Genomic DNA, 23,968 nt, shown 5'->3' on the forward strand with positions numbered 1-23,968 from the left:
GTCTCTGGCCGTCGCGGATGGCAAACTGGTGCTGACCGACAGCGACGGCAACTCCGTAGAGGCCCCAATGGACGACATCAACAAAGCTTCCAATGGATTACATATCGAAACGGATGACGAAAACACCTCCGGCGCAATAAAACTCGGCGGAGAACTCACCAAGAAAACGACCATCGTTACGGATGCCACTAACACCCTTGCCATTGCAGGCCTGCAAAATGGCTCGATCGTAAATAACGGTACTGTGACGAATAAGATAGTAGTGGTGGATGAATATGGTATACTCAAACAAGTTAAAGCCGCCATGCCTCGCTTTTTCTATATGCCATCCATCGCAATTCCTACCGACGTACGCGGCATACCAAGTACGATAGAGCTGTATGAGATATATGAAGAGCAATTCGGAACTCCTATGGCGCAAAACCCCGGAGCCACGGCGTTGCCAGTATTGAATGCCGACCAACTCAATTATTATATCACATATTACGATACAAACGTATTCGAAGACGTATCGATAAATAACCTTGGCGTAATGACCTTTACAGTAAAAGCAGACGCCGATCTTACCGTACACAGTTTCATGAATATCGTTTTTGAAGTAAAACCATGATTTACTCCGCCAAATACAACGTCTCGCTACCCCTGTCGCTCAACAGGATGGGACGGGGATATCCATATTGGTATATCATAGCTTTTCTTCCCTTACTTTACCTATCCGCACTAAGTCATTCAGCCACCGCTCAAACGTCCATTTATGGGGACTTCCCTTACTATCAACCATTTACTTCAGGAGACCCAGAAGATTACCCGGAAGTGAGCTTAGCCACGGGTTCCGGTACAAACGATGCAACATTTACCACGGATGGATTGCGTTTGACCAGAGCAAACCCGGATTTATTCGGGGCTGTATTTGTTAACAGCCTAAAATTCAGCTCTGATAATGGGATAAAAATCGCGTTCGAATTTGCCATGTATAATGGCAGTGGCGCAGACGGTATATCAGTCTTTCTATTTGACGCGGATGTGGTATCCCCTTCTGCAGGATCCAAAGGTCGGCAATTGGGCTATGCTTATAATTGGGCAAGGAATAATAATCAACGCCGACCCGGACTAACCGGCGCTTATCTCGGCATCGGGTTAGACGTCTTTGGAAACCACAAACAAGAGTATTTTTCGGAAACAGAACGGATAAATGGTGTTCCTACCCCCCTCCCTGACGGATGGGCAGAACAAGGTAAAAGTCATGTAACACTTCGTGGTGCAGAAGGAGTACCTTTAGAGGGTCGGGGGCAAGGATTTACCGGTTACCCCGTCTTAATTACACAATCAACCCTCGGCACGAATAATCGAAGTGGTGCGGTATTAAAAACATCATTAAACGCAGAAGACATAAACGAACCATATATTTACACGGGCGCATTACCGGAAAATTTCACCCTCGGGATCGGTGAGGATGAGACTTTCTCAACCGACCCCAGTAGTCCTAATTACCGCAAGGCTTTTATCGACCTATTGCCCATGCCTCCGGGCATCGGGGGCTTAAGCATCACCGTCCGTATTCAACATGGAAATACCATTACCACGGTCATCGACAACTATCATTACCGAGAGTCATTTGAGTATGTAGAGAATTCAAATGGCAACCAGCAAAATGAAACTAACGCGAGGTCCTATACGCTAAACGCCTCCATTCCCCAATTCTTCCGCATCGGTTTCGCTGCTTCAACCGGCGGATCCACTAATATCCACCTTATCCGGGAACTTACTGTTGAGCTGCCTTATGTAGCGGAAGTAGAAGACGACCAAGCCGAGGTCTGCTTAGGCGGTCGTGTCCTCATTGATGCCCTTGACAATGACATTGCGTATTCTAAACACGTATCGGACCCAATCCATGGCAGTGAATACATTGATCCTGCAACATTTCGGTTTTATGACGAAGAAGGCAATCTCGCGGAAAACCCACATGAATATGAAAACAGCTTCGGTCGATGGATATTCAACGCTGTGACCAGGCAAGTACAGTTTACACCGATCGGTATTTATGAAGGAGAGGCCTCGGTAAATTATTCGATAAAGGGCTTTAGCAAGCCAGGACGCGGCGAGCCTTACGGCGACGAGGCTTATCGGTCTTCGAAAGCGACCATTACGGTACATGTCAAGCGTTGCGCCGTGATTACGAATCCGATGTTGCCATCGAAAACAATACAACTCAACGAACGATAATAAGTGGCTGAATGATTGCCAAACGGATAAGCATAAGATTTTTTTTTGGAATATGCTACTTGATAGTTATATGGAGCCACGGTATTGTTCTCGCCCAAACCGGCGTCGGCAGCACCACGGCCGACAATTCTACCGTGGTCATCGACCCCGAGACCGTGGAACTGCGCTATGCCGAAACCAGCTACTTTGGCCCCAACTCCCATTGGATCATCAACGGTACACTTGAAATCTGGAGCAGCAACATCTGGATTGCTCCTACAGCGACCTTTAGCGGTACGGGCAAAATCATCATTCATGATCCTGGCACCAATCCTTTTTATGAAGACATGCCGGCCGGCCCTACACGAATTGACGGGAACAATGGTAGGCCCATTATTGTACCCATAGAGCTACGCAACCCGAATGATCTTATCTTGGAGGACCTGGCGGATCCGGGCTACAACACCGACAACCCTGATGGCCCGTTAGCCGCCGCTTTGCATATTAACAGCCAATTCAACTTTGCTGTAGACGGTGGCAATGTGTTGCTCAACGGCCACGACCTCCTCATCGGTACTCAGGGTCTCTTAGCGGGCTACTCGCGGGAGCGCATGATCGTCACCGGCAATAGTGTGGCCGGGCATGTTGTCAAGACTTATGCCGCCGCCAATCCGTTCACGTTTCCCGTCGGCATAGCGGCAGGGGATTATACACCGGCGACCTTATCTCCGGCCAATGCTTCCATCACCTTGCACGTAAGCGTGCAAGACTATGGGGCAGACCGTAACCGTATTGCACGGCCTGAAACAGGAATGGACCGCATGTGGCATATCTATGCCGACAAGGCGGTGTATATGGCTTATACCCTCCAGCACAACAGTATCACCAACGGCAGCGCTTATGTGGATGCCCAGGCCCAACTGATGCAATATGCCGGTAGCGGCAACTGGATAGGTGGCAATACGCAGCGACTTGCTCAAGGAATACATGCACGCGACTGGATAGCTGCAGCGCATCCATCCGCCGATGACAGTTGGCTCACCAAATTGGTGTCGAATAGCCGTGGGCCGCAAGCTGTCGATGATATGATGACCGGCCCCTCCGGTAGACGGCTGACCGTGGTCGTATTAGAAAACGATCGCCCTGGGGATAGTCCGCTGGATGTGGCCAGTGTCCGCGTGGTGATCCAGCCCCGTAACGGTACGGTAGCAGTCAATACCGATGGTAGCATCACCTATACATCCAACCTTCATTATCTTGGATCGGACGATTTCGTGTATGAAGTAACTGACGAAAACGGGCAGCGAGATATCGCCACTGTACGGATGACGATTACATACGCCGAACTACTTATACCAAATGCGGTAACGCCCAATGGCGATGGTAAAAACGACCTGTTTGCCATCCAGGGGCTGGAAAACTACGACGCGGCGGATCTTACGATTTTCAACCGTTGGGGCAACGAAGTTTACCGGAGCCGCAACTACCAACAAGATTGGGGCGCTGCGGGCGTGAGTGATGGTACATATTACTATCGGCTGGTATTGAGGAAGGATGGCATAGAAACCATTCATAAAGGATGGGTATTGGTAAAACGGCAATAAACGCGACAACAATAACGATGAGGACAGGATGGAAAATTTGGTTGCTATTGATTCCCTTGGGAATAACATGTGGCGTGCACGGCCAACAAAACATCCAATTTACACAATATGTGTTTAATTCAATGAGTGTAAATCCCGCCTACGCCGGTTATAAGGAGGAACTCTTTGCTCAATTGGGTCTTCGGAGCCAATGGGTGGATTTAGATGGTGCTCCCCAGACAGGCCTGCTGTCATTCGACGGTCTGCTCGACCTGTATGGAAGACGCCGCCACGGTGCCGGCGTACAAATTATTGCTGACGAACTCGGTCCGCAACTCGCTACGTCAGCATACCTCAACTATGCATTCCGCATCCAGCTAAACCGCGAGGATACCGAACGCCTGAGTTTCGGACTTGGAGCCGGAGTAACGCAATATAGCCTGGATGGCACCAAAATAGTCGTTTTGGAGGATGGCGATGCCGTACTCCCGCCCGGTAAGGTGAGTAGTTTCGTGCCCGATATCCGCTTTGGCATTTACTACCACAACGCCAAATGGTATGCAGGCATTTCTGTCATGGACCTGCTTGCTGCAACGGGAGCTGACAACCTTTTCCGTTGGGATCAAACGACGATAGATCACATCAGACGCAGGACTCATCTTTACATAATTGGCGGGCTATTGTTCGATTTGGATGAAAATACCGTATTGCGACCCAGTTTGCTATACAAAGATGACCTATCTGGCCCACCGAGCTTAGATCTCAATGCCATGTTCATCTTCAACGACCGCCTTTGGCTGGGAGGAGGGATACGTACTGGCGTCTCAGCATTTCGGCGCGATTATAAACGGTTCACGGGAGACCGCTTGAATGGACTTAACTCGGTGTCGGTTGTGACGCAGGTTTTTGCTACCGAACGACTCCGCATCGGGTATTCCTATGATTACATGCTGAGTCGACTCAGTGGTTTGCAGAATGGTTCGCATGAAATCACACTCGGGCTTACGCTCGGTAGGCCACTAGACCGGGTTAGGTGTTACTTCTGACAGCGATGGCTGGCATGATTTGTATATCCCATCGATTTATGTAAGTTTGTGCTATGAAACACATCCTGTTGGTCGGTTCACTCATCTGCATAAGCTTCGTTGGCTCATCGTGTCTTGTACTGGCACAGGATCGGCATCCTGTACTTAACCACATGGCGCTGTCCGTTTACAACCTTGAAAAAAGCACGATATTTTACCGCGACGTGCTTCAACTGGACACTATACCCGAACCCTTCCGTGATGGCAAACATACCTGGTTGAAAATCGGCCCTCATAGTCAATTACATTTGATTGAAGGCGCCAAGGAAATTACCACACATGACATCGCTACGCATTTATGCTTCAGTGTACCGTCTATCACGGCATTTATTAACCGCCTGAATGATTACAACATACCATACATTAACTGGCAAGGTGAGAAACAGCAGGTGACAGTCCGGGTCGATGGCATCAAACAGCTCTACATCCAAGATCCGGACGGACATTGGATAGAAGTCAATGACGACTACTAACTAATCGCCCTTTATTTTTAAGCAAATCTTCCAATTACCCTACCGCCCGCATTCATGATAGCAAGCAGCATGTAGCGGCTGATCGCATGTTTTTTTTATAATAACCATTTTTCCATGCAACATTATGGAGCAATTGACGACTAACCATTGAATCACATAAGTTAGGTCACTTGCAACCAGTAGAAAAGAAAGATGAAATCGAATTGATTGCTTTATGCCGGGAGGGGCATGAGGTTGGCTTTACGGAATTGTATAATAAATATGCCAGGTCGGTATACAATTCTATTTGCCGCATCATATCGCATACCGGCGAAGCGGAAGATATCTTACAGGAATCTTTTTACCATGCCTTTGCGGATATCCATCGTTTGCATAATGCTGCAAGCTTTGGCGCCTGGGTGAATCGTATTGCACTCAATCGTTCGATTACCTATCTACGGAAACAGAAAGTCTTTTTTACTGATGCAGAAGAGATGGACATTGCTGACGAAGAAGGCTATGATGAAGAGGCAAATACGTTGTTTGACTGTAAAGTGGATGATGTGAAGAATGCCATTGAGCAATTGCCTCAAGGATATAAAACAATATTGAGCCTGTACCTTTTTGAAGATATTCCGCAGGAGGAAATCGGCAAAATGCTTGGTATTTCCCACACCACGGTGCGCTCGCAATATCATCGCGCGAAGAAAAGAATAATTCAATCGTTGAAAGACAAGACATTATCATGAATGACCCGATAAAAAAATTTATTCAAGAACATCGTGAAGCCTTCGATAACCTCGAGCCGTCAGCCGATGTATTGGAGCGCTTGAAAGCCCAACTCCGGCCTACGCCGGTTGTAAAGAAAAGTTTCTTCAAGCGGTACCAGCGGACGAATTGGCTGGCGGCAGCTTCTCTACTCGTTGGGATGATATGTATTTATCTGTTGACTGAACGGCAAGGGCAAGGGGAGACTCCTCCGGACAATTCATTAGCGGCCGCGAAACAGCCTATACCAGCCGCGACTGCTGAGCCCATCGTAGTGCTTCCGACCGCGGCGGATTCATTGGCAACGAGGACAAAAAGCCACCCTGCGGCCAATGAAGGCAGTGCCCTCCCTAAAAAAAGAGAAAACCTCCATGTAGCAGACATGAAACGCACTAAACCGGCACCGGTTTCATTGGCGGTACGGCTAGCTGATAGCAGTTCGGCAAGTATACGGCTGGCAGCAATTTTAGAAATCGAACAGTCGGGAAAGATGGACGACAAAATCAGAACAATGCTTTCGACAACCATGAACAAGGACGCCAACACGAATGTCCGGCTAGCTGCGCTAGATGTACTTAGCCGCTATCTACAAGACGCCGATGTGGCAGCTGTCTTCGCCTCGTCGCTGGCTACACAAGACGATCCACTGGTACAACTCGGCATCGTCAAGGTGGCTGCTCAGATAGACCATGTAGGCATTGAAGAGGCACTCTTTGCCTTGGCACGCAGTCCGTACACCTTTGCCGCCGTAAAAGACGAAGTCTATGCTGTATTATTGAATCAGAACAAACTATAACAAAATGAGTAACGAATAAGGAGAATAACATGAAAAAGCAAACAATCATCTTGGCAATCTTTCTTTCCCTGTGCTGTTCGGCATGGGCGCAGAAAACATACAAAATCGGAAAACCGGCGGGCAAACTTTATCTAAACCTGAATAGTGCTTTTGTAGAAGGCTACGATGGAAATGAAATTGTCTTTTCCGGCATGGAGACATCCGATGAGGAAGAAGACAATCGCGCAAAAGGCCTGCAAGTCATTAGTCCGTCAGGCTATCGAGACAATACCGGCCTGGGCATCAATGTATCCCAAGAGGGTTCGGATATCCATGTCAATATCGTCGGCAACCATGGCATTGAAAAGGAGTCTTTGACTGTTCGGGTCCCGAAGGAAGTCGCCATCGTGTTCAGCTACGGTAACACCTTTTTTGCTGATTCGGTTGTCATCAAAAATATCAAGGGCGAAATCGAATTATCGGCAACGTATAATAATATTCTGTTGGAAAACAACAGTGGCCCGATGAATATTAAGACCGTGCACGGGAACATTGACGCCTCCTTCGTTAACGACATTAAAGGTCCGGTATCGATTATTTCCGTATACGGCCACGTCGATGTTGCGTTGCCGGCAACGACTAAGGCCAACGTCACGTTAGGCACTGCATATGGCAAGCTTTATGCTGCGGACGACTTTAATATTGCCATTACGCCAAAAAACAATAACGATGAGGATAAGCAAGATGGCTCACGTTCCATCGCCGCTGTAACTTCGGGCTCGGGAGCTATAACGTTGTCACCCGCACGGGTAGTCAACGTACCGCAACCCCCCATGCCCCCGGCTGCGCCGGAAGCTATTTCTGCGACAGGATTTGTTTACCGCAGTGGGCAGCAGCAAAATGTTGAAGGCACGATCAATGGTGGTGGCATCGATATTATTCTCAAATCTACGTATAAAAACATTTACTTGCGGACAAAGTGAAACGAACGAAGGCGTCTTTGATTGAAAGGACGCCTTCTTTTTACCCAAAGGCTTTTTATCAGCGGGCGGCAACGGTAATCTTAATACTATCTACAGCCAGGTCATCCGCACGTTTAATGGATTGGGCAAGATAGTGCTCTACAGATTTGGCCTACCGCCGTGTCTGTGCCAGTGCATCACATTTCCACACCAAAACCAAAACAAACTGATTTTCAATAAAATAAAAACATCAACACATGACAGCACTGTTCGATAACGAACAATCGGTTGTTCGTGTGCGAACAAAAACGTATAAACTTTTCGAGCCTCGCGTTGTTCTTTTCTTAAACAATTAGGAGGTGACATGGACAATAACGAACAAAAGAAAACACCCGTAGACCAAGATAAGCAGGAACGTGGAATCGCAGAGAATGAGCGGGCAAATTACAGTGGCTTCCCTGCGGACGAAGAAAATCCGGACAAGGAAAAGGATGATCCAAGCATTCGTGAGACGGACGATGTAAAAAAAACCGACACCGGGGCAAGTGACCTCGCAGGCACGGCTTCCGGCAATTTAGAACCTGACGATCTCCCGGATACGGACAACGACGAGTAGTACCAATAAATATTTCCAATTATAGCCGGAAAACATGAGATTTGCCAAAATTTTTAACCTTGTATCCGGCATATTTGAAATGGCTACTATTGGGAATCCTTACGTTAACGTGGGGTAGTTCCTTCATTTTAATTAAACAAAGCCTTGGTGTGTATACTCCCATCCAGGTTGGTGCGTTACGCCTGTGTGCAGCGGGAGTGGTTTTGGTTGTATTTGGTATCTTAAACTTTAAACATATTCCTAAAAAGTTGATGCCATGGGTGATTGCCGGCGGCGGAATGGGCAATTTTATTCCTATGTTTCTGTTTCCGCTCGCGCAGGAAAAAGTCAGCAGCTCGACGGCTGGTATCTTGGACTCATTGGTTCCTATCTTCATCTTGCTATTTGGTTATCTATTTTTTGGAATAAAAAGCCGATTGACGCAAGTCATCGGTGCTGTGATTGGATTTGTGGGCGCGGCCATGCTCATGGGAGCAGAAGGCAATGAGGGCAGAAACGACATGTTCCACGCGTTTCTCATCGTGTTAGCTACCGCCTGCTATGGCCTGAATGGCCTCATAATTAGTCGGTATTTATCCGGCATTCATTCCTTCAAGCTATCTGCTGTCGTCTTCACTATCTGGTTTGGTCCGTCATTGGTTATTTTGGGCTTTTCAGGGTTTTTCGGGCATTTCGAGGGCACATCGGTGCAATGGCAGGGATTGGGTTATGTAGCTGTTCTTGGATTGGTCGGTACGGCACTAGCGATGATGTTGTTCTATAAACTTTTGCAAATAACGTCTGCAATATTTGCTTCCATGGTCACTTACCTTATGCCTATTGTGGCGGTAATGTGGGGCGTGTTGGATGGTGAAGAACTGGTCTGGGGCCACGCGGCAGGCGGAGCAATGATCCTTTTAGGGGTATATCTTATCCAGCGAAAACCCAAGGAGAGATAGGTTTTGCATTTAAAAACCGTATGCGAGCATTAGCTTGTCAAGTTGCTTCCATGTTTTGCCTTTCGAAAAATCAGCGGCTATGGCCGGGTCCAACCCTTCATAGAACAATTGATAAATGCCTAGCCGTTTGATACGTTTGCCAAGCTTAGTATTGCGTTTATTTTCTTCTGCGATCATGCCATAGTATAAAACAGTAAACCACAGCTCAACTTCTTCGCTATCTTCGCCGTAACGTGCTGCTAATTTTTTAATCAACATCAAACAAACGGGATCAAGTTGATTCGACGTACGGTTATATATGGAAACGAAGTCGTTATATACTCGATCTGCGCCGTATTTACGTGCCCAAGCGAGCAATATCGAAAAGTACTCTCTATCTAATGGCGCATACCTATTGCCGTCAGCCCGTGTCAAAAACACACACCATTCATCAATTCTACCCTTGCCAAACTCCAACGTATACTTGTTTTTCAGCTGCATGTTCTTCGTTTAATCACAATGGTGCCAAGTCATCTTACGAATGTTATAAGTTCTCCCTAAAGCATGCAGAACAAACCGCTCGTCCGGGCTGAATACGAAACCTACTTTTTCATAACACCGTATTGCGGCCGTGTTTTCATCCCACACATTCAAATCTACACTATGGCAATAGTACAGCCGCCGGCATTCTTCCAGTAACGCCGCCACAAATTTGCTTCCTAACCCCAAACCACGCATTGAAATTTCGCCTACAAGTATACGACCAAGCCTTGGGTGTCCGCTTTCCTGAGGTATGATTTCGCCGAAGGCAAATGGGGTATCCTCCAACATCGCGACATAGAACCGCCTGGTGGGATACATGGACTGATACGCGGTAAGCTGATTAAGTGTAAGCGGATATTCAAATTCGGTACCTGCAAATTGTACCAGCAATTCGGCCGAGGTCACCCATCTTTTCAACCAAGAAAAGTCTGCTTCGTCGAACAGCCTTAGGATCGGTGTTGATTTCATACCGGACGCTTGATTTAAAACACAAATCTAAAGAAACTTCGTGTAAGGATGTAAAATTTTAGAGGCATCGCCAAAGACAGGCTTATATACGGCCGTACCGATAGTACCGAAGCAAACGGGGCAGGGAACCGATTCCAACATAAAGAGAAACCAAACCTTTTTCACTATTTACCGTTCTTAAAAAAAAGCATTTGTTCATCGAAATGAAAAAACAGGAAACAAACTCGGAGGAATATTTCTTCGCTCAGCCGTTACAAGTTCCGGCCAATTACGATCGGGATGACCGTATCGATCGGCAGGTCGTGTTTTCGCTGGCCGATCTGGGTGAAGGTACCGCAGAGGAAGTGGCCAAACACTGGGCGTCTTTGGATGGAAGTCTATCCACTGATTTTTGCCTGGAGCAAAGCAAACGTATACTCACGGCGCTTTATGAAAAGGGTTTGATCAATGGCATAGGTAGTGAGCGTTCGCGTCGTTTTAATCTCGCCAAGGTGACAAGGCCACACAGCGGGAGGGTGGACGACATCTAAAACAGATACCGTCCTACCAAATAGTATACACAAATTTGTAATACGTTAGCGTATCGAGCGCCGGGCTCATGGTTTGTGAAGTATGCCGGGCACGTTATTGCATTGACAGCTGCTAGCTGCCGTAACAGCCTTATTGCCCCTCTGCCCTGAATTGATAGTCTATCACCACGCCATCAGCAAGCAATTTACCATCCTTTTGCTGGATGGTCGCTCCAGCAGGAACGGCTACCAGCACCGCCGCACCCTTCGGCGTAAGTGACAGGCCTGCAGTGCCCGACACTCCACGTGTGACAAACCGGCCTTGCACGGCATCATACAGGTCTACGTGGCCACCAGTAGACGGAATGTTTACCGTGACTTCCTTTACTTCGTCATAGGGGTTGTAATAAAGGTAACTGGGGTAAGCCTTGTCCCGGAAAAAATCGGTCGCCAGCAAATCAAGCTGTAAAATACCGGATACATCCGTATGCCGGATGATGCTTCCAAATATCCCGACATGGGCACTTCCGTAAACGCTAAACTGCGACACCTCAGGGTTTTCACCCGGCACCCAATTAGGGCCATCGCCTTGCGCAACGGGTGCAGGAATGTCTTTATAACGGTCAAAAGTGGATTCCTTAACCAATCCCTCATAACCGATGACGCCTTTTGTCGCCTCAGCAAGCTGGGGTATTGTCTGGTGTTTTGCAGGTATATACTGCGGATAAAACAATCGCGACGCATTGGCAGCGTGCAGCATCCATTTGCCAATAGCGGTGGCATACGACTGATCATAACGGACTAGCGGCACCAAGGGAATGGCCGTATCAAATGTATTCATCAGAAAACCATAGCCCCCATGGTCTACGGTGCTGCCCACAATACCTGAAATATCAAAGCCATTCCACTGGCCTACTAACACGCCCCACCCTTGACGGCACACCGAGGTGCCGCTAAATGTCCAATCGAGAATTTTGCCTACGTTGAACTGCGTGCCAGCTTCGGCATTCATACGTGCAGCGGTATAAGCGCCATAGGGCATCAGGATTTCGTAAAAGCGATTTTCAGTTTGCGACTCAAGGGCCTGTTGCGCACGCTTTGCTGCCTGAAGATAGCGCTCGTCACCGAACTTCCGATAGGCAGCATAAAGCACCCAAGCATGGCCAGCGGCTGCATCTTCCTGGGCGCAGATCCAATTGGTCTGAGGTGTAAGCTTGGCATAGTCAAAAAAAGTATGGCTGTAATTGCCGGCCAGCACTGAGTCTGCCTTATAGAATTGTTCAGCCACCTGCCGAGCAAGGGTATCGAAGCCTGGCTCATCCGGATATCGGTCATAGATCGCATAAAACAGCACATTGGGATATACATCGTACCACCAGTCGCGGCCATAGCCGCCACCTAACAGCGCCACTTCCGGTGCTGTGTTGTTCATCATAATATTCCAACCGGTCTCACGATTAAAGTAATTTTTCAGCATACTTACATAATTGAGCCCATCCTGATTACTCTTGTCAATACCTATCAGCGTGGCCCCAAGTACGCCGCCCATAGTGGCCAGCGATTCGTGAAACATCCCTTGGTGGGCATGCGCCCCCTGCCTGACATCGCCCATGGCTGTATAAAGCCCAATTACCGGTTGATCAAAATTCCGACCGGTGCTGTCCCACCAAACCAGTGGCCAGTATGGGTCCGCTGCGGCGAAATCATAGACCGTGCTGTCGTAAGCCTTCGCCAATCGGTACCAATCAATGATCTGGAGAGGCTGTGGCACAGCAGCCATGGAGTCCACTTGCGCAATGCGCTGTTGCACAGCCGGAATACCTTGAATATCGGATTGGTGCTTACAAGAAAACAGCAGTAAGCCAATAACGGCTATATAACAGGCGTATCTGTACATAATCGATTTATTCATGAGTTGATAATTGTTTACGGAGCTGGGCATTGCCTTTCAGCAACTGCTTAGCTACAAAAATAGAGCATAATTGTAACAAGGCGATCAAAATGATGGCATACCGTAGAGCGGCTTCCTCACTGAAATACCATGCCAGCAAGATAAAGGTGAAGGCCCCTATGAAGCGTCCGATATACAAACCAGCCTCGTGATTGAGAATATAAGCAAATTCACTACGGTTTTCGATTCGCTTGACAATATCAATGACGCTGAACTGGATGGGGAAATAGGCGAGATCGAGCAATGGCTTGGCAATAAGAAGGAACAGCATAAACAGCAACACACCAAATGCGTTATACATGATTCCGTTGATTATAGCCGCCAGCGCAAAGCAGACCAGGCCAAACGCGAATATAGCCAGCCGGTGTGAAGGCTGAGCACGCCGCCCCAATACATACATGATGATGGCGGCCACAACGGCCCCCGCAGATTGCACGGTTCCCAGTGCACCCTCCTGCCCTACAAGCCGCATGATGAGCATCGCTGGTGCCGTGACAAGAAATCCTTGGGCAAGCCCCTTAAGCGCTGCTAAGATGAGTAACCTATTCCACTGCGGATGAAACCTGAAATAAATAAACCGTCGTTGAACGGGATTGGCAAATGTGCCGCGGAAACACATGACCGAGGCCAATACGGTAGTGACAAACACGGCACCAGTAACTATACGGTAGGCCACATTGGCCTCACCCCCGGAAAGCCCAACAAATTCGATAAACCAACCGATACCCACAGGCACCAGTACGGCTATTATCGTGTAGAAAAAAGTCTCAAGACCATAATAGTAGTTACGATTACCATCATGAGTAATCGCCAGCGCAAGGTAATCACGGTTTGCCCAGTAAAACCCAAAGGACATACCCATTGTAAGGCCAGCTATAGCGATACCGGCTAGGTCAAGCGTTTTTAGTGACATCATGATGGTCATTGAAACGGCGCTGAGCATCATTCCCACAGAATAAAGCGTCTTGATATTAAAACGGTTAAGCAGGTAACCATTAAGCAAGAAGGTGAGCGGAATGCCCGTATAAATCGTTAGCTGGTATACCACCACTTTAACTGGGTCATTGGAATTCCGCATTACATAAGCGGCCACGAAAATATCAATCACCGGTAGCACGAATGCATAAATAAGGTTAGTAAGCACCAACACTCGAAAATTGAGCGGCTGCTGCCGGAAATGGGCTACTTCTGCCCTAAGTTTTTTTAACATGAATGTCTGTATTGGGTCGTCAAAGCTGTGATAAGATTTCACGGATGGAGAAGCTGGCACCGCAAACATGCTCGTCTGCCGCTCCATAATAGATCGTGAGCCTGTCGCCATCCACCACATGGCCGTTTGTAAACACCACATGCCCAAAAAAGCCAGTAGTTTCATATGGAGCCGTGGGTTCCATAATGGGGTGCTCGGTGCGGCCAATGACCGTGGAAGGGTCTTCCAGATCGAGCAACAGCGCCCCAAGGCAATACCGATGATTGGCATCAGCACCGTGATAGATAGCCAGCCAGCCCCGATCGGTGCGGATGGGAGCCGCCCCAGCACCGACCCGTTGGCTATCCCAATATCCGCTACGCGTGCGAGCCAGCAGCCGGTGGCCACCCCAATGGATACCATCGGGTGAGCTAGCCAACCAGATGTAATTACCTCCAATGTCCACACTGCTGGGGCGATGGAAGGCATAATACCGTCCGCCAATTTTTTCTTCGAAAATCGCGCAGTCTTTATTGTGAGGTGGAAAAATTAGCCCGTGGCGGTGAAACGAGCGCCAATCGCGCGTGGTACGTAGTCCCACGGACACACCATTGGGTGATACAGCGGTAAAAGTGAGGTAGTATTCATCGGCAAGCTGGCTCACGCGGCAGTCCTCTATACCGAAGGTCTCGTACACACCCTGCCCCCAAAGCGGCCCATAGCCGGGCTCTTCCTTAAAATGGATACCGTCTTCACTACTCAATAAACGTAGGTGCGACAATGTAGTCAGGTAGTCGGTGCCACGGAAGTTAATGACGCGCGGGTCAGCAGCGTCCAGTTCTGGGTCTGCTTCATCGAGTTTAATAATCTCCATATCACCGTTAGGCTTTAGCACGGGGAAGGAGATGATACCGGCTTGCTGCGGAGGCCGCTCAGCTACCCGCACGACCAGCCAGATTTTGCCGCCGTACCGGAATACACCAGGGTTGAGCAAGCAGGCAATCTCCAGCCCCGCCATGGAGGGCTGGAGGTCCGCCGGCGACAGCAGGGGATTTTGTTCAAATCGGTTGGAAATGTCGTATGTCTGCATATTGATCAATAACCTTCGTTTTGTACAATGGTTCCGCCAGATTTATCTACTTCATTCTGAGGAATGGGATATAGGTAATTGTACGGTCTGAAATTTTTGCCAAGGGCCGAGAGTACCTCTTCGGCCAATTGCCAGCGGCGCAGGTCGCTTAGCCGGTGCGACTCAAAGCCAAGTTCTACCCGGCGTTCATGGATAAGCCATTGCTTGATTTGTGCCGGATCAGTCACAGCCGTACTACGGGCGGGCAACGTACCTGCGGGCGCTTGGCCCCCATCGATTGTCGGCGTGGTACGCGCGCGTGCGCGCACTTCATTGATAATGGATATGGACGCTGGATAGTTGCCCAATTCGTTGAGGGCTTCGGCTTTCCAGAGTAAAATATCGGCCCAACGTATGAAAATCCGGTTGTTAGGAGCATCCTCGTTGCCTTTGTTTCCGCCATTGGTGGCACCTAGTAGTTTATAAATGTTTTGGTTTTCGGTGTCCACGGTATAAGCGAGCCGCGGGTCGTTTGGCTCAAATTCGGCTAAGAAATCTGCCGATGGCGCCACAAAGCCCCAACCCATCAATGCTGTGAGGCCGTTGCCCCGGCGCGGCACCACGCCCTGCCGATGATCGTAGGCAAAGACAACTTCATTTTCGGCAAATTCCTTGCCCACGTCGAAGTTATCAAAATAATTAGCATTGAGGTGATAATACCCGAGTTGCTCAAGTTCAGCTACCTTGTCTACGACCTGCTGCCACCGTCCATTGTAAAGGGCTACTTTGGCCTGCAAGGCCAGCACCGCTCCCTGCGATACGCGCCACGGAGCGTTTGCATCTGCATATTTACCAGCGGGCAGCAACCCTTCCGCATTGACCAAATCCGTCTGTATCTGCTGCCAGATCTCTTCTTTGGGCACACGCTTGGCAGCTTCGTAGATTTCATTAAAATCAGTAAATGGCTGGAGCAGCAACGGCGCGTCCCCGAAGTTGACTACCAAATCGAAATAGTTGAAGGCCCTGAGGAAATACAGTTCACCTAAAAGCCGGTTTCGCAGCGCGGCATCCATACCTATCTGTGCCATGAGTTCTTGGTTTTCTAACTGCGCAATGGCACGATTGGCCCTCGTGATACCCTCAAATGCATATGCCCACGTACCGTTGAAGGCCGGGTTCTGCGCGGTAAAATTAAAAGAACTCACCTCATCCATCCATGCCTGGTCCCCGTCCGGCGCCCATTTTTTCAACATGTCGCCAGAAGCGATGTCTTCAATGATAAAATCGTTGCGGATGACAAGCCCGTCGTTCCAAGCCCAATCGCCCAACAGGTTAAGCGTACTTGAAAGCGGCACATAGGCTGCATCGGCTAATGCGGTTACTGTCGTAACAGACGGATCGGTTGTAATCATGTCCTCGTTTATCTGCCCAATAGGCGGACGGTCGAGATATTTATCGCAGCTACTAAGCACTACGACCATACAGGCCGTGGCAATGCGTATAGGGAATGTCAGTTTCATTTTCTTCTGCCTTTAGAATTCGTTAAAACGTTACATTAATGCCAAACAGGAATGCCCGGGATACTGGGTAAGTGCCCATATCCATTAAATCAGTCGATTCAGGGTCCAAACCCGTGTAGTTGGTATGCGTAAAGAGGTTTTGACCCGATGCGTACAGCCGGATGTTCTGCACTCCCCATCGAGTTTGCTGTAGCAGGTTACCAAAAGAGTAACCCAATTCTACGTTTTTCAGCCTCATATACGATGCATCTTCCACGAAGATGCTGGAAATGCGACTACTGCCGTTGTCGGTAAAACTCACCCGTGGAATGCTATTCGTGCTTCCTTCGCCATTCCAGCTGCCCAGCACGGCGGTCGTATAATTGAAAGGACGCGTATCATAATCGAGGATCTTTTTTGCATCGTTGTAGCGGTCTACTCCGGCCACGCCCTGCACCAACACGGACAAGTCAAATCCTTTCCAGGCAGCGGACAGGTTGACACCATAGGTGAGATCCGGAATAGGACTACCGATAAAAGTGCGATCCATATCATTGATAATCCCATCACCGTTTAGATCCTGAAAGCGAATATCGCCCGGCACGGCCGCAGGATTGGCAGTGCCATGCAAGTGCTGGCCGATTTCAGCCGTATTCTGGTAAATACCTTCCATGACGAAGCCGTAATAAGCGTTTAGCGGCTGACCCACCTGCGTACGGCTGACCGTGCCGGAAATATAAGGTAAGTTGGTATGCAGCTTCCTCACTTCGTTAGTCAGCGTAGCGAGGTTGGCATTTACAGCGTAGCTGAACCCGCCGGATGTGGCTCCCCGGTAACCGACTCCAAATTCCAAACCGGCATTACGTACCTCACCGGCATTGACGACCGTGGGATCGACATCGCCGCCAAGACTAGGCAAGCTGATGGGAAGCAGGATGTCCTTAGTCTGCTTGATGAAATAGTCTGCCGTAAAAGTCAACCTGTTGTTTAATAGACCAACATCCAACCCGACGTTATGCTGGGTAGTACTTTCCCATCGTAGGTCGGGATTTCCATAACGGGCAACGACAAAGTTTTCCCCGTCTCTACGGTACAGGGTCATGTAGTCGTAGTTGCCCAACGAAGCCTGATTACCTAACGAACCGGTACTTAGACGAAGTTTAAGGTTAGCTAGCCAATTCACATCCTGCATAAATGCTTCGCGTGAAATAACCCAGCCCGCCGATACCGATGGAAAATACCCCCACTGATTATTTTGGCCAAAGCGGGATGAAGCGTCGGCACGGAGGTTGGCTGTCAGCAGATAGCGCCCATCAAACACGTAAGTAGCGGTTCCAAACAGTGAGAATAGCGCCCACTCCGAGCCGATACCACCGTTCCAAAGATCAAGCTCAGTACCGCCAAGGTCTATGTACCGAAAGGCATTGTCTTCATATTCAAACCGGCTACGCGACGCATTGATGGATGATCCCGTAAACCGAATAAACTCTGTTCCCGCCAATGCACTGAACACATGCCTGCCACCAAATGTCTTATTATAGGCGAGTGTGTTGTTCCATGTAAATGTAAAGTCGTCGCCACGATCCTCGTTGAGCGTATTTGGCCGATTCTGACGTCCCAGCCCTTTATCCACCTCGTTACCTCCTCCGTCGTCGTCACCGAAATTACGGAAGAACGCCTTATTGTGGTTGAAGTTAATATCTACCCCAAAATTGGTTTTAAACGTCAACGATTTATCGCGCAACACATCAAACTCAGCAAACACATTGCCGAACGTCTTAAACTGTGTGCGGGTATTGTCGGTAAAATAAGCCAACGCTACGGGATTGGAGGTAAGTTCGTATTTATTACGCTGGTCGGCACCAACGCCCTCATAGAAAGGCAGATCAGTAAACGGATCATCCGCTCTATAATTCGGGTCCGAGGGATCTTTATATACGCTGAGTACTGGCGGGCGGAGCAAGGCATGCCGGATGATACCGGGAGCATCTCCTCGCGAGGAGAGCGGGCTCCGCTGCTCATAAGATAACTGTACATTCGTTCCGATGCGCAAGCGCTCCGATAAATCGCTGTTAACGTTGGTGCGGAAATTAAACCGCTGATACTTATCATTGTCAAATACAACGATGCCGTTTTGGCGGTAATATCCCCCGGAGAGGAGATATCGTGTCTTATCAGTACCACCGCTTGCTGTAACCTGGATGTTCTGCGAATGTCCCGTCTCAAAGAGCTCATCCAGCCAATTTGTGTTCGCCAGATCCGTACGGGCCCTATCGGCAGTGTAAGGATTAGTCCCGCTATATCCAGCATTATTCCAAGCCTCTTCCAATTTACCGAGATATTGTTGCGTATTAAGCATAGTGGGGAGTTCGGCAACACGTTGTATGCCGTTGAAATAATTGATATCCAAGGTCGTCTTACCAGCTTTACCTTGCTTCGTTGTGATGACTACCACACCGGCAGCGGCCCGCGCACCGTACATGGCGGCAGCAGAAGCATCTTTCAAGACATTCATAGACTCAATGTCTTGGGGGTTGATAAAGGTGAAGTTGGTAGAAGGCACCCCGTCGATGATGTATAATGGGTCGTTGCTGCCAATTGTTCCTACGCCGCGGATGCGAATATCGATAGGATCCCCTGGTGCACCGGTAGATTGGCTCACCTGCACCCCCGCGACCTGTCCTTGCAACATCTGACCGATGTCTGGAACACGCCGTTTGGATGCAGCTGCCATATCCACACTTCCAATAGCTCCGGAAATGTCCGTACGGCGCTGGCTCGTATACCCTACAATGACTACTTCATCCAAGTCATTGGCGGAGGGCTGTAACGTTGCGTTGATTGTAGTCTGATTTCCTACTGTTATTTCCTGGGGCGTGTAGCCAATGTAGCTAACGACCAGAACTTGTCCCGGCGACGCGGGAATCGTGAAGCGGCCGTCTTCGCCCGTGCTGGTTTTCTGCTCCCCCCCTTTTATCTCCACTGTTGCACCGGCAAGGGGCATACCGCTTTCATCGGTGACCCGGCCACTAATAGATGGCTGAGCCAAAGCAGGCTGAAATACCATACTGTACAGCATGCAAACAAGCAGCATGGGCTTGCGGAATAATCGTTTAATTGGTTCCATTCGTCATAAATTTAATATATGTATAACTGGCAAGGGCAAATGTAACAGCGGAATACAACACGTGTATTACACTATAGTTGCATTTTTATGTACTTTCAAGCAAAATGCTGACGAACAAATAGTTAAGAATTGATTTGAAGCCTAGAACGGTATTCATTTGGCGAGCAGCCGTAGTGCTTCTTGAATTCACGGAAAAAATACGACTGGTTGTTGAAGCCTATTTGGTAGAAGATTTCAGTAACAGTAAGTTCGGTAGTAGCCAGCAGGTGCGTGGCCTGCTTGAGCCGAACATGGCGGATAAACTCCGAAGGAGTCATTCCGCTAATGGTCTTTAGCTTGCGATAAAGTTGCATCTTACTCATGGACAACGCTTCTTCCAAAATGCCTGCATTCAACGCTGGATTCTCCAGGTGTTTCATAATTTGTGCAACCAGCGCTTCCAGAAAATCATCTTGTTCGGGATTACCCGTATGGACGAGGTTTTCAACTGAGTCAGCATGCCGGAGCCGTTGGTGTAAGCGATGTTGTTGCTCAAACAAATTTTTGATGCGTATAAGTAGATGGCTGCCATGAAACGGCTTGGCAATATAGGCGTCAGCGCCTACCTCGTAGCCCTCATTACGTTGCTCAAGAGCGCCCTTCGCCGATAGGATAACAAAGGGAATATGACAGGTGGACGGAGCGTTCTTAACTTTCTGGCAGAGGGAAAGGCCGTCCATGCCAGGCATCATCACATCACTAATGATGAGGTCCGGCGGATGATTGCGGATGACCCCGATTGCCTCCATGCCATCAGTAGCCTCATAAATAATGTAATAAGGCTTGAGCACCTCCCGAATCAGATAGCGGATATCCTGCTCGTCCTCAACAACAAGAACTGTTCGTTTATGTGCTTCGGTCAGCTTCTCCAACAGCGCTACTTTATTGTAGTCGGCGGCGTTGAGTAAAGACGGTGCAGCAGGCGTTGCCATTTCGGCATAGATCGATGGAAGGTAGCGCGAAGGCTCGTCAGCGGCCTGATGGTCATTCGCCGCAGGAATGGGTAATGCAACGCGGAAGGTAATCCACCCCTCCGCAATTGTCGCTTTGATTTCACCGGCGAGCAAACTCACCAATTCTTTGGTAAACGCCAGGCCAATACCTGTACTATAATGCCCGGCATTGTGTGTCTTTCCGGTCTGGAATTTTTCGAAGATGCGTAGGGCTTCGCCGGGTGCCAACTGGCAGCCAGAATTGGATACCTGCAACTGGAGGACCCGTAGCGATTTATTCAGCGAGGCCGAAAACACGATGTGCTCATGCGAACCGGCATGCTTGAATGCATTAGACAGGAGGTTAAACGTGATTTTTTCCAGTTTGTCGCTATCTGTGGCCAACTGCAGTCCGTCTGGCACATGGTACTCGTAAGTAATATGCTGCTGCTCACTCATCGGCTCGAAAAGCTGGCAAAGGTTGGTCAGCAGTGCCGTCACGTCGAGCTGACGATAATCTGTTTGTAGGTGACCGGCCTCGGCTTTACGGAATTCGAGCAATTGCTGCACCAAATAGGTGAGGCGCGAAGCCTGCTGCCGCAACATAGCGATGAGCGCCTGACGCTTGGCAGGCTGGGATACGGACGGGGCATTCTCCAGTTGTTCGGCGACTCCCATAACCAGCGTGAGCGGCGTTTGTAATTCATGTGCGATGTTGGTAAAAAAGTTTAGCTGGTTTTCGTGCAACGCTTCGTCTTTCTCCCGCAAGCTGAGCTCCAATTGCAGGCGATGCTGAATTTCCAACCTGTTCTTGTGGTTGTTGTACAGCCAATAACCGATGGATACCAAAACAAAAGCTGCCGTCAAGAGTGCGGGCCATGTCAGCCACCAATATGGAGAAATATGCACATCGAGCATCGGCGTAGCGGCCGTCCACACCCCACTACCGTTTGACCACTTGACCAATAGCCGATAGCTGCCTGGCGGCACATTGCTGTAGCTAATCTTCCCGTCTGCACCATGATATTGCCATTCGATATCGTGGCCCTCCAGTAACCAGGCATAGGCACACTTATCAGCTTGAAGGTGGCTCAATGCATGGATTTCTGCCGAAAAATAGTTCTGATTGCGAGACAACGTAAACAATGGTGGCGTGCCACCATTCGGTTGTAACACCTGATATTCAGCATCTCCCATACGCCAACCACCAAGTTGAAGACGCTGGATGACCAAATTGGGGAGATCCGTATCATTAGGAATTTGCTGCGGCTGGAAATAGTTGAGCCCGTAAATGCCCCCGAAATAAAGGAAGCCAAGGGGATCCTTCCAAACCGCCCCGTCGCTGAATTCGGCGCTCTGCAGGCCGTCGTTTTGCTGAAACTGCACAACCAAGCCGCTTTCAGGCTGAATACGTGCCAACCCTTTATTCGTGCTAATCCAGATGTGCCCCTCCTCATCTGAAGTAATTGCGTGAATAGTATTGTTGGGGAGGCCATCTGCTGCAGTAATTCGCTGAAATGCAGGAACGCTGTCGTTTACATCATGCAACGATATCCAATTAAGCCCAAAACTGGTCCCTACCCACAGCCGATCGCGCTGATCGCGATACAGCGACAATACGTCGTTATTTGACAGACTGCCCACATAGGTGAAGGCCTTAAAATTGGTAATGTGACCGGTAGCTTTGTCCAACAAGCTCAGCCCCCCATAGCGACAAGCCACCCAGAGCTGGTTATCCAATCCCAGGCAAAGTGAGTACACGATGTCATTGGCAAGCCCTTCACCTTGAGGAACATTCTGATATTGCCGAATAAAGGTGACATGCATCCTACCAGCCGCGGTTTCATCCACGCGGAGGTGGAGCAGGCCGTAACCGCTTGTCCCCACCCATAATGTCCCATCATGATCTTCGACAATGGCATAAACCGATCCGAATTCAGGAAAGTTTTCGTGCCCTTCCAACGCATCCCAATTATATAGCTTTTGTCGGCGGCGGTCATACACGGCCATCCCACGCCCATCGGTACCAATGTATACGAGGCCCTTCGTTTGGCTGCCAACAATGGCAAAAACGTCGTTATTTACCAAATTGTTGGTCGTTGATACCTGCCTCCAATTGTCTTGATGTGAACGCTGTGGCACAAAATCGCGAAGGATAGCAATACCACCTCCCTTAGTTCCTACCCAGAGATCTCCGTCTACTTCCAATATCGCCCTCACTGGGGCACGTGAAGCCATGCTCTCGGGCGAGATTGTATAAAAAGGGTTGTTGCGCGGGGACACACGGACAAACCCGTTACCATCAGTGGCTACCCAAAGTAATTGATCCTTGCCGACAGCCCAGTCGCGCACGTTCATTGCCCTAAGCACACCAATGCCAGCATCCAGCGGCTGAGGAGCAAACGAAGCGTCCAACGCCAGTATACCTTGGGTCGCCAACGCAATGTAATACCGATCATCATACCATACCATGGTACCAACCGAGTGCCCCAATGATGCGATATGCTGATAGTTGAGCATACCGGGGGTGATACGGTAAAGATTGCCCAATCGATCGCTCAGGAAGATCGCACCATTGGCCTCGTGCAGCCCGGTAATGGGGTACTGTTTTACGGGAAACTGGTAAACCAAACGAAACGTATCAGTTGAAGCCAATTCGTAGACGAAAGCTTCGCCAGTTTGCGTAAGCGTCCAAAGCCGATTAGATGAGTCTATCCGGATTTTTGTAAGCGGTACGGAAGCACCGGGCAAGGTGCATGCCAAAAATGTATCGCGCCCCGCATCATAGCGCGCCAATCCGTGCTGTGGAGTACGGGCATAAACCACTCCGGCGGTGTCTACGGCAACCTCAAACTCATCTTCCCGAATACCCTTTGCAACTGGCTGATAAAAATAATGTTTGAACCTGCCGGACGACTTGTCATAACTTGAAATCCCCTCGACGGTGCTGATCCATATCCGGCGTTGACGATCCTGAGCCAGCCCTTGCACAATATTGCTAATTAACCCTTGTGAACGAGCTTTGATCTGGTAGTTGAAAACGTGAAAGTCTTTACCGTCATAACGGTTCAATCCGTCCCATGTACCTATCCATAACATTCCATCAGCATCATGAAGTAGGCAGTTAACCGCGCTATTCGATAACCCATATCGGTTGTCAAATTGATGAATGTTATAGGCCGGCTTCAAATGCTGGGCGTAAGTAGTATGCCCCAGGATCGCCCCCAACACTACTAAAACCGAAAAGGTTAGTCTACCGCCCATATTTCAAAAATAAGGATC

The 23,968-nt window shown here is 49.1% G+C and carries 19 protein-coding genes; 11 read left to right on the plus strand and 8 right to left on the minus strand.

Features of this window, described 5'->3' with window-relative positions; all coding sequences use genetic code 11:
* The 10 genes from B5X72_RS20860 to B5X72_RS18260 all read left to right on the plus strand — a co-directional run.
* On the plus strand, positions 1-610 hold a 610-nt coding region (locus B5X72_RS20860; protein ID WP_217698163.1), incomplete at its 5' end, for a hypothetical protein.
* Positions 607-2,223, plus strand: a complete 1,617-nt coding sequence (locus B5X72_RS18220; protein WP_079718366.1) for an L-type lectin family protein — start codon at positions 607-609, stop codon at positions 2,221-2,223. The genes B5X72_RS20860 and B5X72_RS18220, both read left to right, overlap by 4 nt.
* Before the next feature lie 59 nt (positions 2,224-2,282).
* On the plus strand, positions 2,283-3,806 hold the full coding sequence (locus B5X72_RS18225) for a T9SS type B sorting domain-containing protein (protein WP_176146261.1): 1,524 nt from the start codon (positions 2,283-2,285) through the stop codon (positions 3,804-3,806).
* A gap of 17 nt (positions 3,807-3,823) precedes the next feature.
* The gene (locus tag B5X72_RS18230) at positions 3,824-4,831 is read left to right on the plus strand and encodes a PorP/SprF family type IX secretion system membrane protein (protein WP_079718368.1); all 1,008 of its coding nucleotides are present in this window, start codon (positions 3,824-3,826) and stop codon (positions 4,829-4,831) included.
* Positions 4,832-4,884: 53 nt separating this feature from the next.
* Positions 4,885-5,343, plus strand: coding sequence for a VOC family protein (locus B5X72_RS18235; RefSeq protein ID WP_233632769.1), 459 nt, complete (start codon positions 4,885-4,887; stop codon positions 5,341-5,343).
* 170 nt (positions 5,344-5,513) lie between these two features.
* Positions 5,514-6,071 (plus strand): RNA polymerase sigma factor, encoded by a 558-nt coding sequence (locus tag B5X72_RS18240; protein ID WP_176146262.1) that lies wholly within the window; start codon positions 5,514-5,516, stop codon positions 6,069-6,071.
* A complete protein-coding gene (locus B5X72_RS18245; protein WP_079718370.1) occupies positions 6,068-6,886 on the plus strand; it encodes a hypothetical protein in 819 nt (272 codons plus the stop codon). Before B5X72_RS18240 ends, B5X72_RS18245 begins: the two co-directional genes overlap by 4 nt.
* Before the next feature lie 29 nt (positions 6,887-6,915).
* Positions 6,916-7,848: a DUF4097 family beta strand repeat-containing protein gene (locus B5X72_RS18250; RefSeq protein WP_079718371.1), complete on the plus strand. Its 933-nt coding sequence runs from the start codon at positions 6,916-6,918 to the stop codon at positions 7,846-7,848.
* A 343-nt stretch (positions 7,849-8,191) separates the two neighbouring features.
* A complete protein-coding gene (locus B5X72_RS18255) occupies positions 8,192-8,443 on the plus strand; it encodes a hypothetical protein (protein WP_079718372.1) in 252 nt (83 codons plus the stop codon).
* A gap of 41 nt (positions 8,444-8,484) precedes the next feature.
* Positions 8,485-9,381, plus strand: a complete 897-nt coding sequence (locus tag B5X72_RS18260) for a DMT family transporter (protein ID WP_217698164.1) — start codon at positions 8,485-8,487, stop codon at positions 9,379-9,381.
* 9 nt (positions 9,382-9,390) lie between these two features.
* Here B5X72_RS18260 and B5X72_RS18265 read toward each other — a convergent pair whose 3' ends face one another.
* Together B5X72_RS18265 and B5X72_RS18270 are read right to left on the minus strand one after the other, a co-directional pair.
* Positions 9,391-9,861, minus strand: a complete 471-nt coding sequence (locus B5X72_RS18265) for a DUF7004 family protein (RefSeq protein ID WP_079718374.1) — start codon at positions 9,859-9,861, stop codon at positions 9,391-9,393.
* A gap of 9 nt (positions 9,862-9,870) precedes the next feature.
* Positions 9,871-10,371: a GNAT family N-acetyltransferase gene (locus tag B5X72_RS18270; protein ID WP_079718375.1), complete on the minus strand. Its 501-nt coding sequence runs from the start codon at positions 10,369-10,371 to the stop codon at positions 9,871-9,873.
* Positions 10,372-10,574: 203 nt separating this feature from the next.
* On the opposite strand from B5X72_RS18270, the gene B5X72_RS18275 reads away from it, so the two are divergent.
* A complete protein-coding gene (locus B5X72_RS18275; RefSeq protein ID WP_079718376.1) occupies positions 10,575-10,901 on the plus strand; it encodes a hypothetical protein in 327 nt (108 codons plus the stop codon).
* Between the two features lie 130 nt (positions 10,902-11,031).
* On the opposite strand, the gene B5X72_RS18280 is transcribed toward B5X72_RS18275, so the two are convergent.
* The 6 genes from B5X72_RS18280 to B5X72_RS18305 form a co-directional block, all read right to left on the minus strand.
* Positions 11,032-12,792, minus strand: coding sequence for a hypothetical protein (locus B5X72_RS18280; protein ID WP_079718448.1), 1,761 nt, complete (start codon positions 12,790-12,792; stop codon positions 11,032-11,034).
* Positions 12,785-14,041 (minus strand): MFS transporter, encoded by a 1,257-nt coding sequence (locus B5X72_RS18285; protein WP_079718377.1) that lies wholly within the window; start codon positions 14,039-14,041, stop codon positions 12,785-12,787. Before B5X72_RS18285 ends, B5X72_RS18280 begins: the two co-directional genes overlap by 8 nt.
* A gap of 19 nt (positions 14,042-14,060) precedes the next feature.
* Positions 14,061-15,110, minus strand: coding sequence for a glycoside hydrolase family 130 protein (locus B5X72_RS18290; RefSeq protein ID WP_079718449.1), 1,050 nt, complete (start codon positions 15,108-15,110; stop codon positions 14,061-14,063).
* Positions 15,111-15,115: 5 nt separating this feature from the next.
* Positions 15,116-16,609: a RagB/SusD family nutrient uptake outer membrane protein gene (locus tag B5X72_RS18295; protein WP_079718378.1), complete on the minus strand. Its 1,494-nt coding sequence runs from the start codon at positions 16,607-16,609 to the stop codon at positions 15,116-15,118.
* Between the two features lie 22 nt (positions 16,610-16,631).
* Complete coding sequence (locus B5X72_RS18300; protein WP_245827014.1) at positions 16,632-19,715, minus strand: SusC/RagA family TonB-linked outer membrane protein; 3,084 nt, start codon at positions 19,713-19,715, stop codon at positions 16,632-16,634.
* A 122-nt stretch (positions 19,716-19,837) separates the two neighbouring features.
* Entirely contained in the window at positions 19,838-23,950 is a 4,113-nt protein-coding gene (locus tag B5X72_RS18305) for a hybrid sensor histidine kinase/response regulator transcription factor (RefSeq protein WP_079718379.1), read from the minus strand.
* Between the last annotated feature and the right edge of the window lie 18 nt (positions 23,951-23,968).

It is taken from the genome of Parapedobacter luteus, assembly GCF_900168055.1.
GTDB lineage: Bacteria > Bacteroidota > Bacteroidia > Sphingobacteriales > Sphingobacteriaceae > Parapedobacter > Parapedobacter luteus.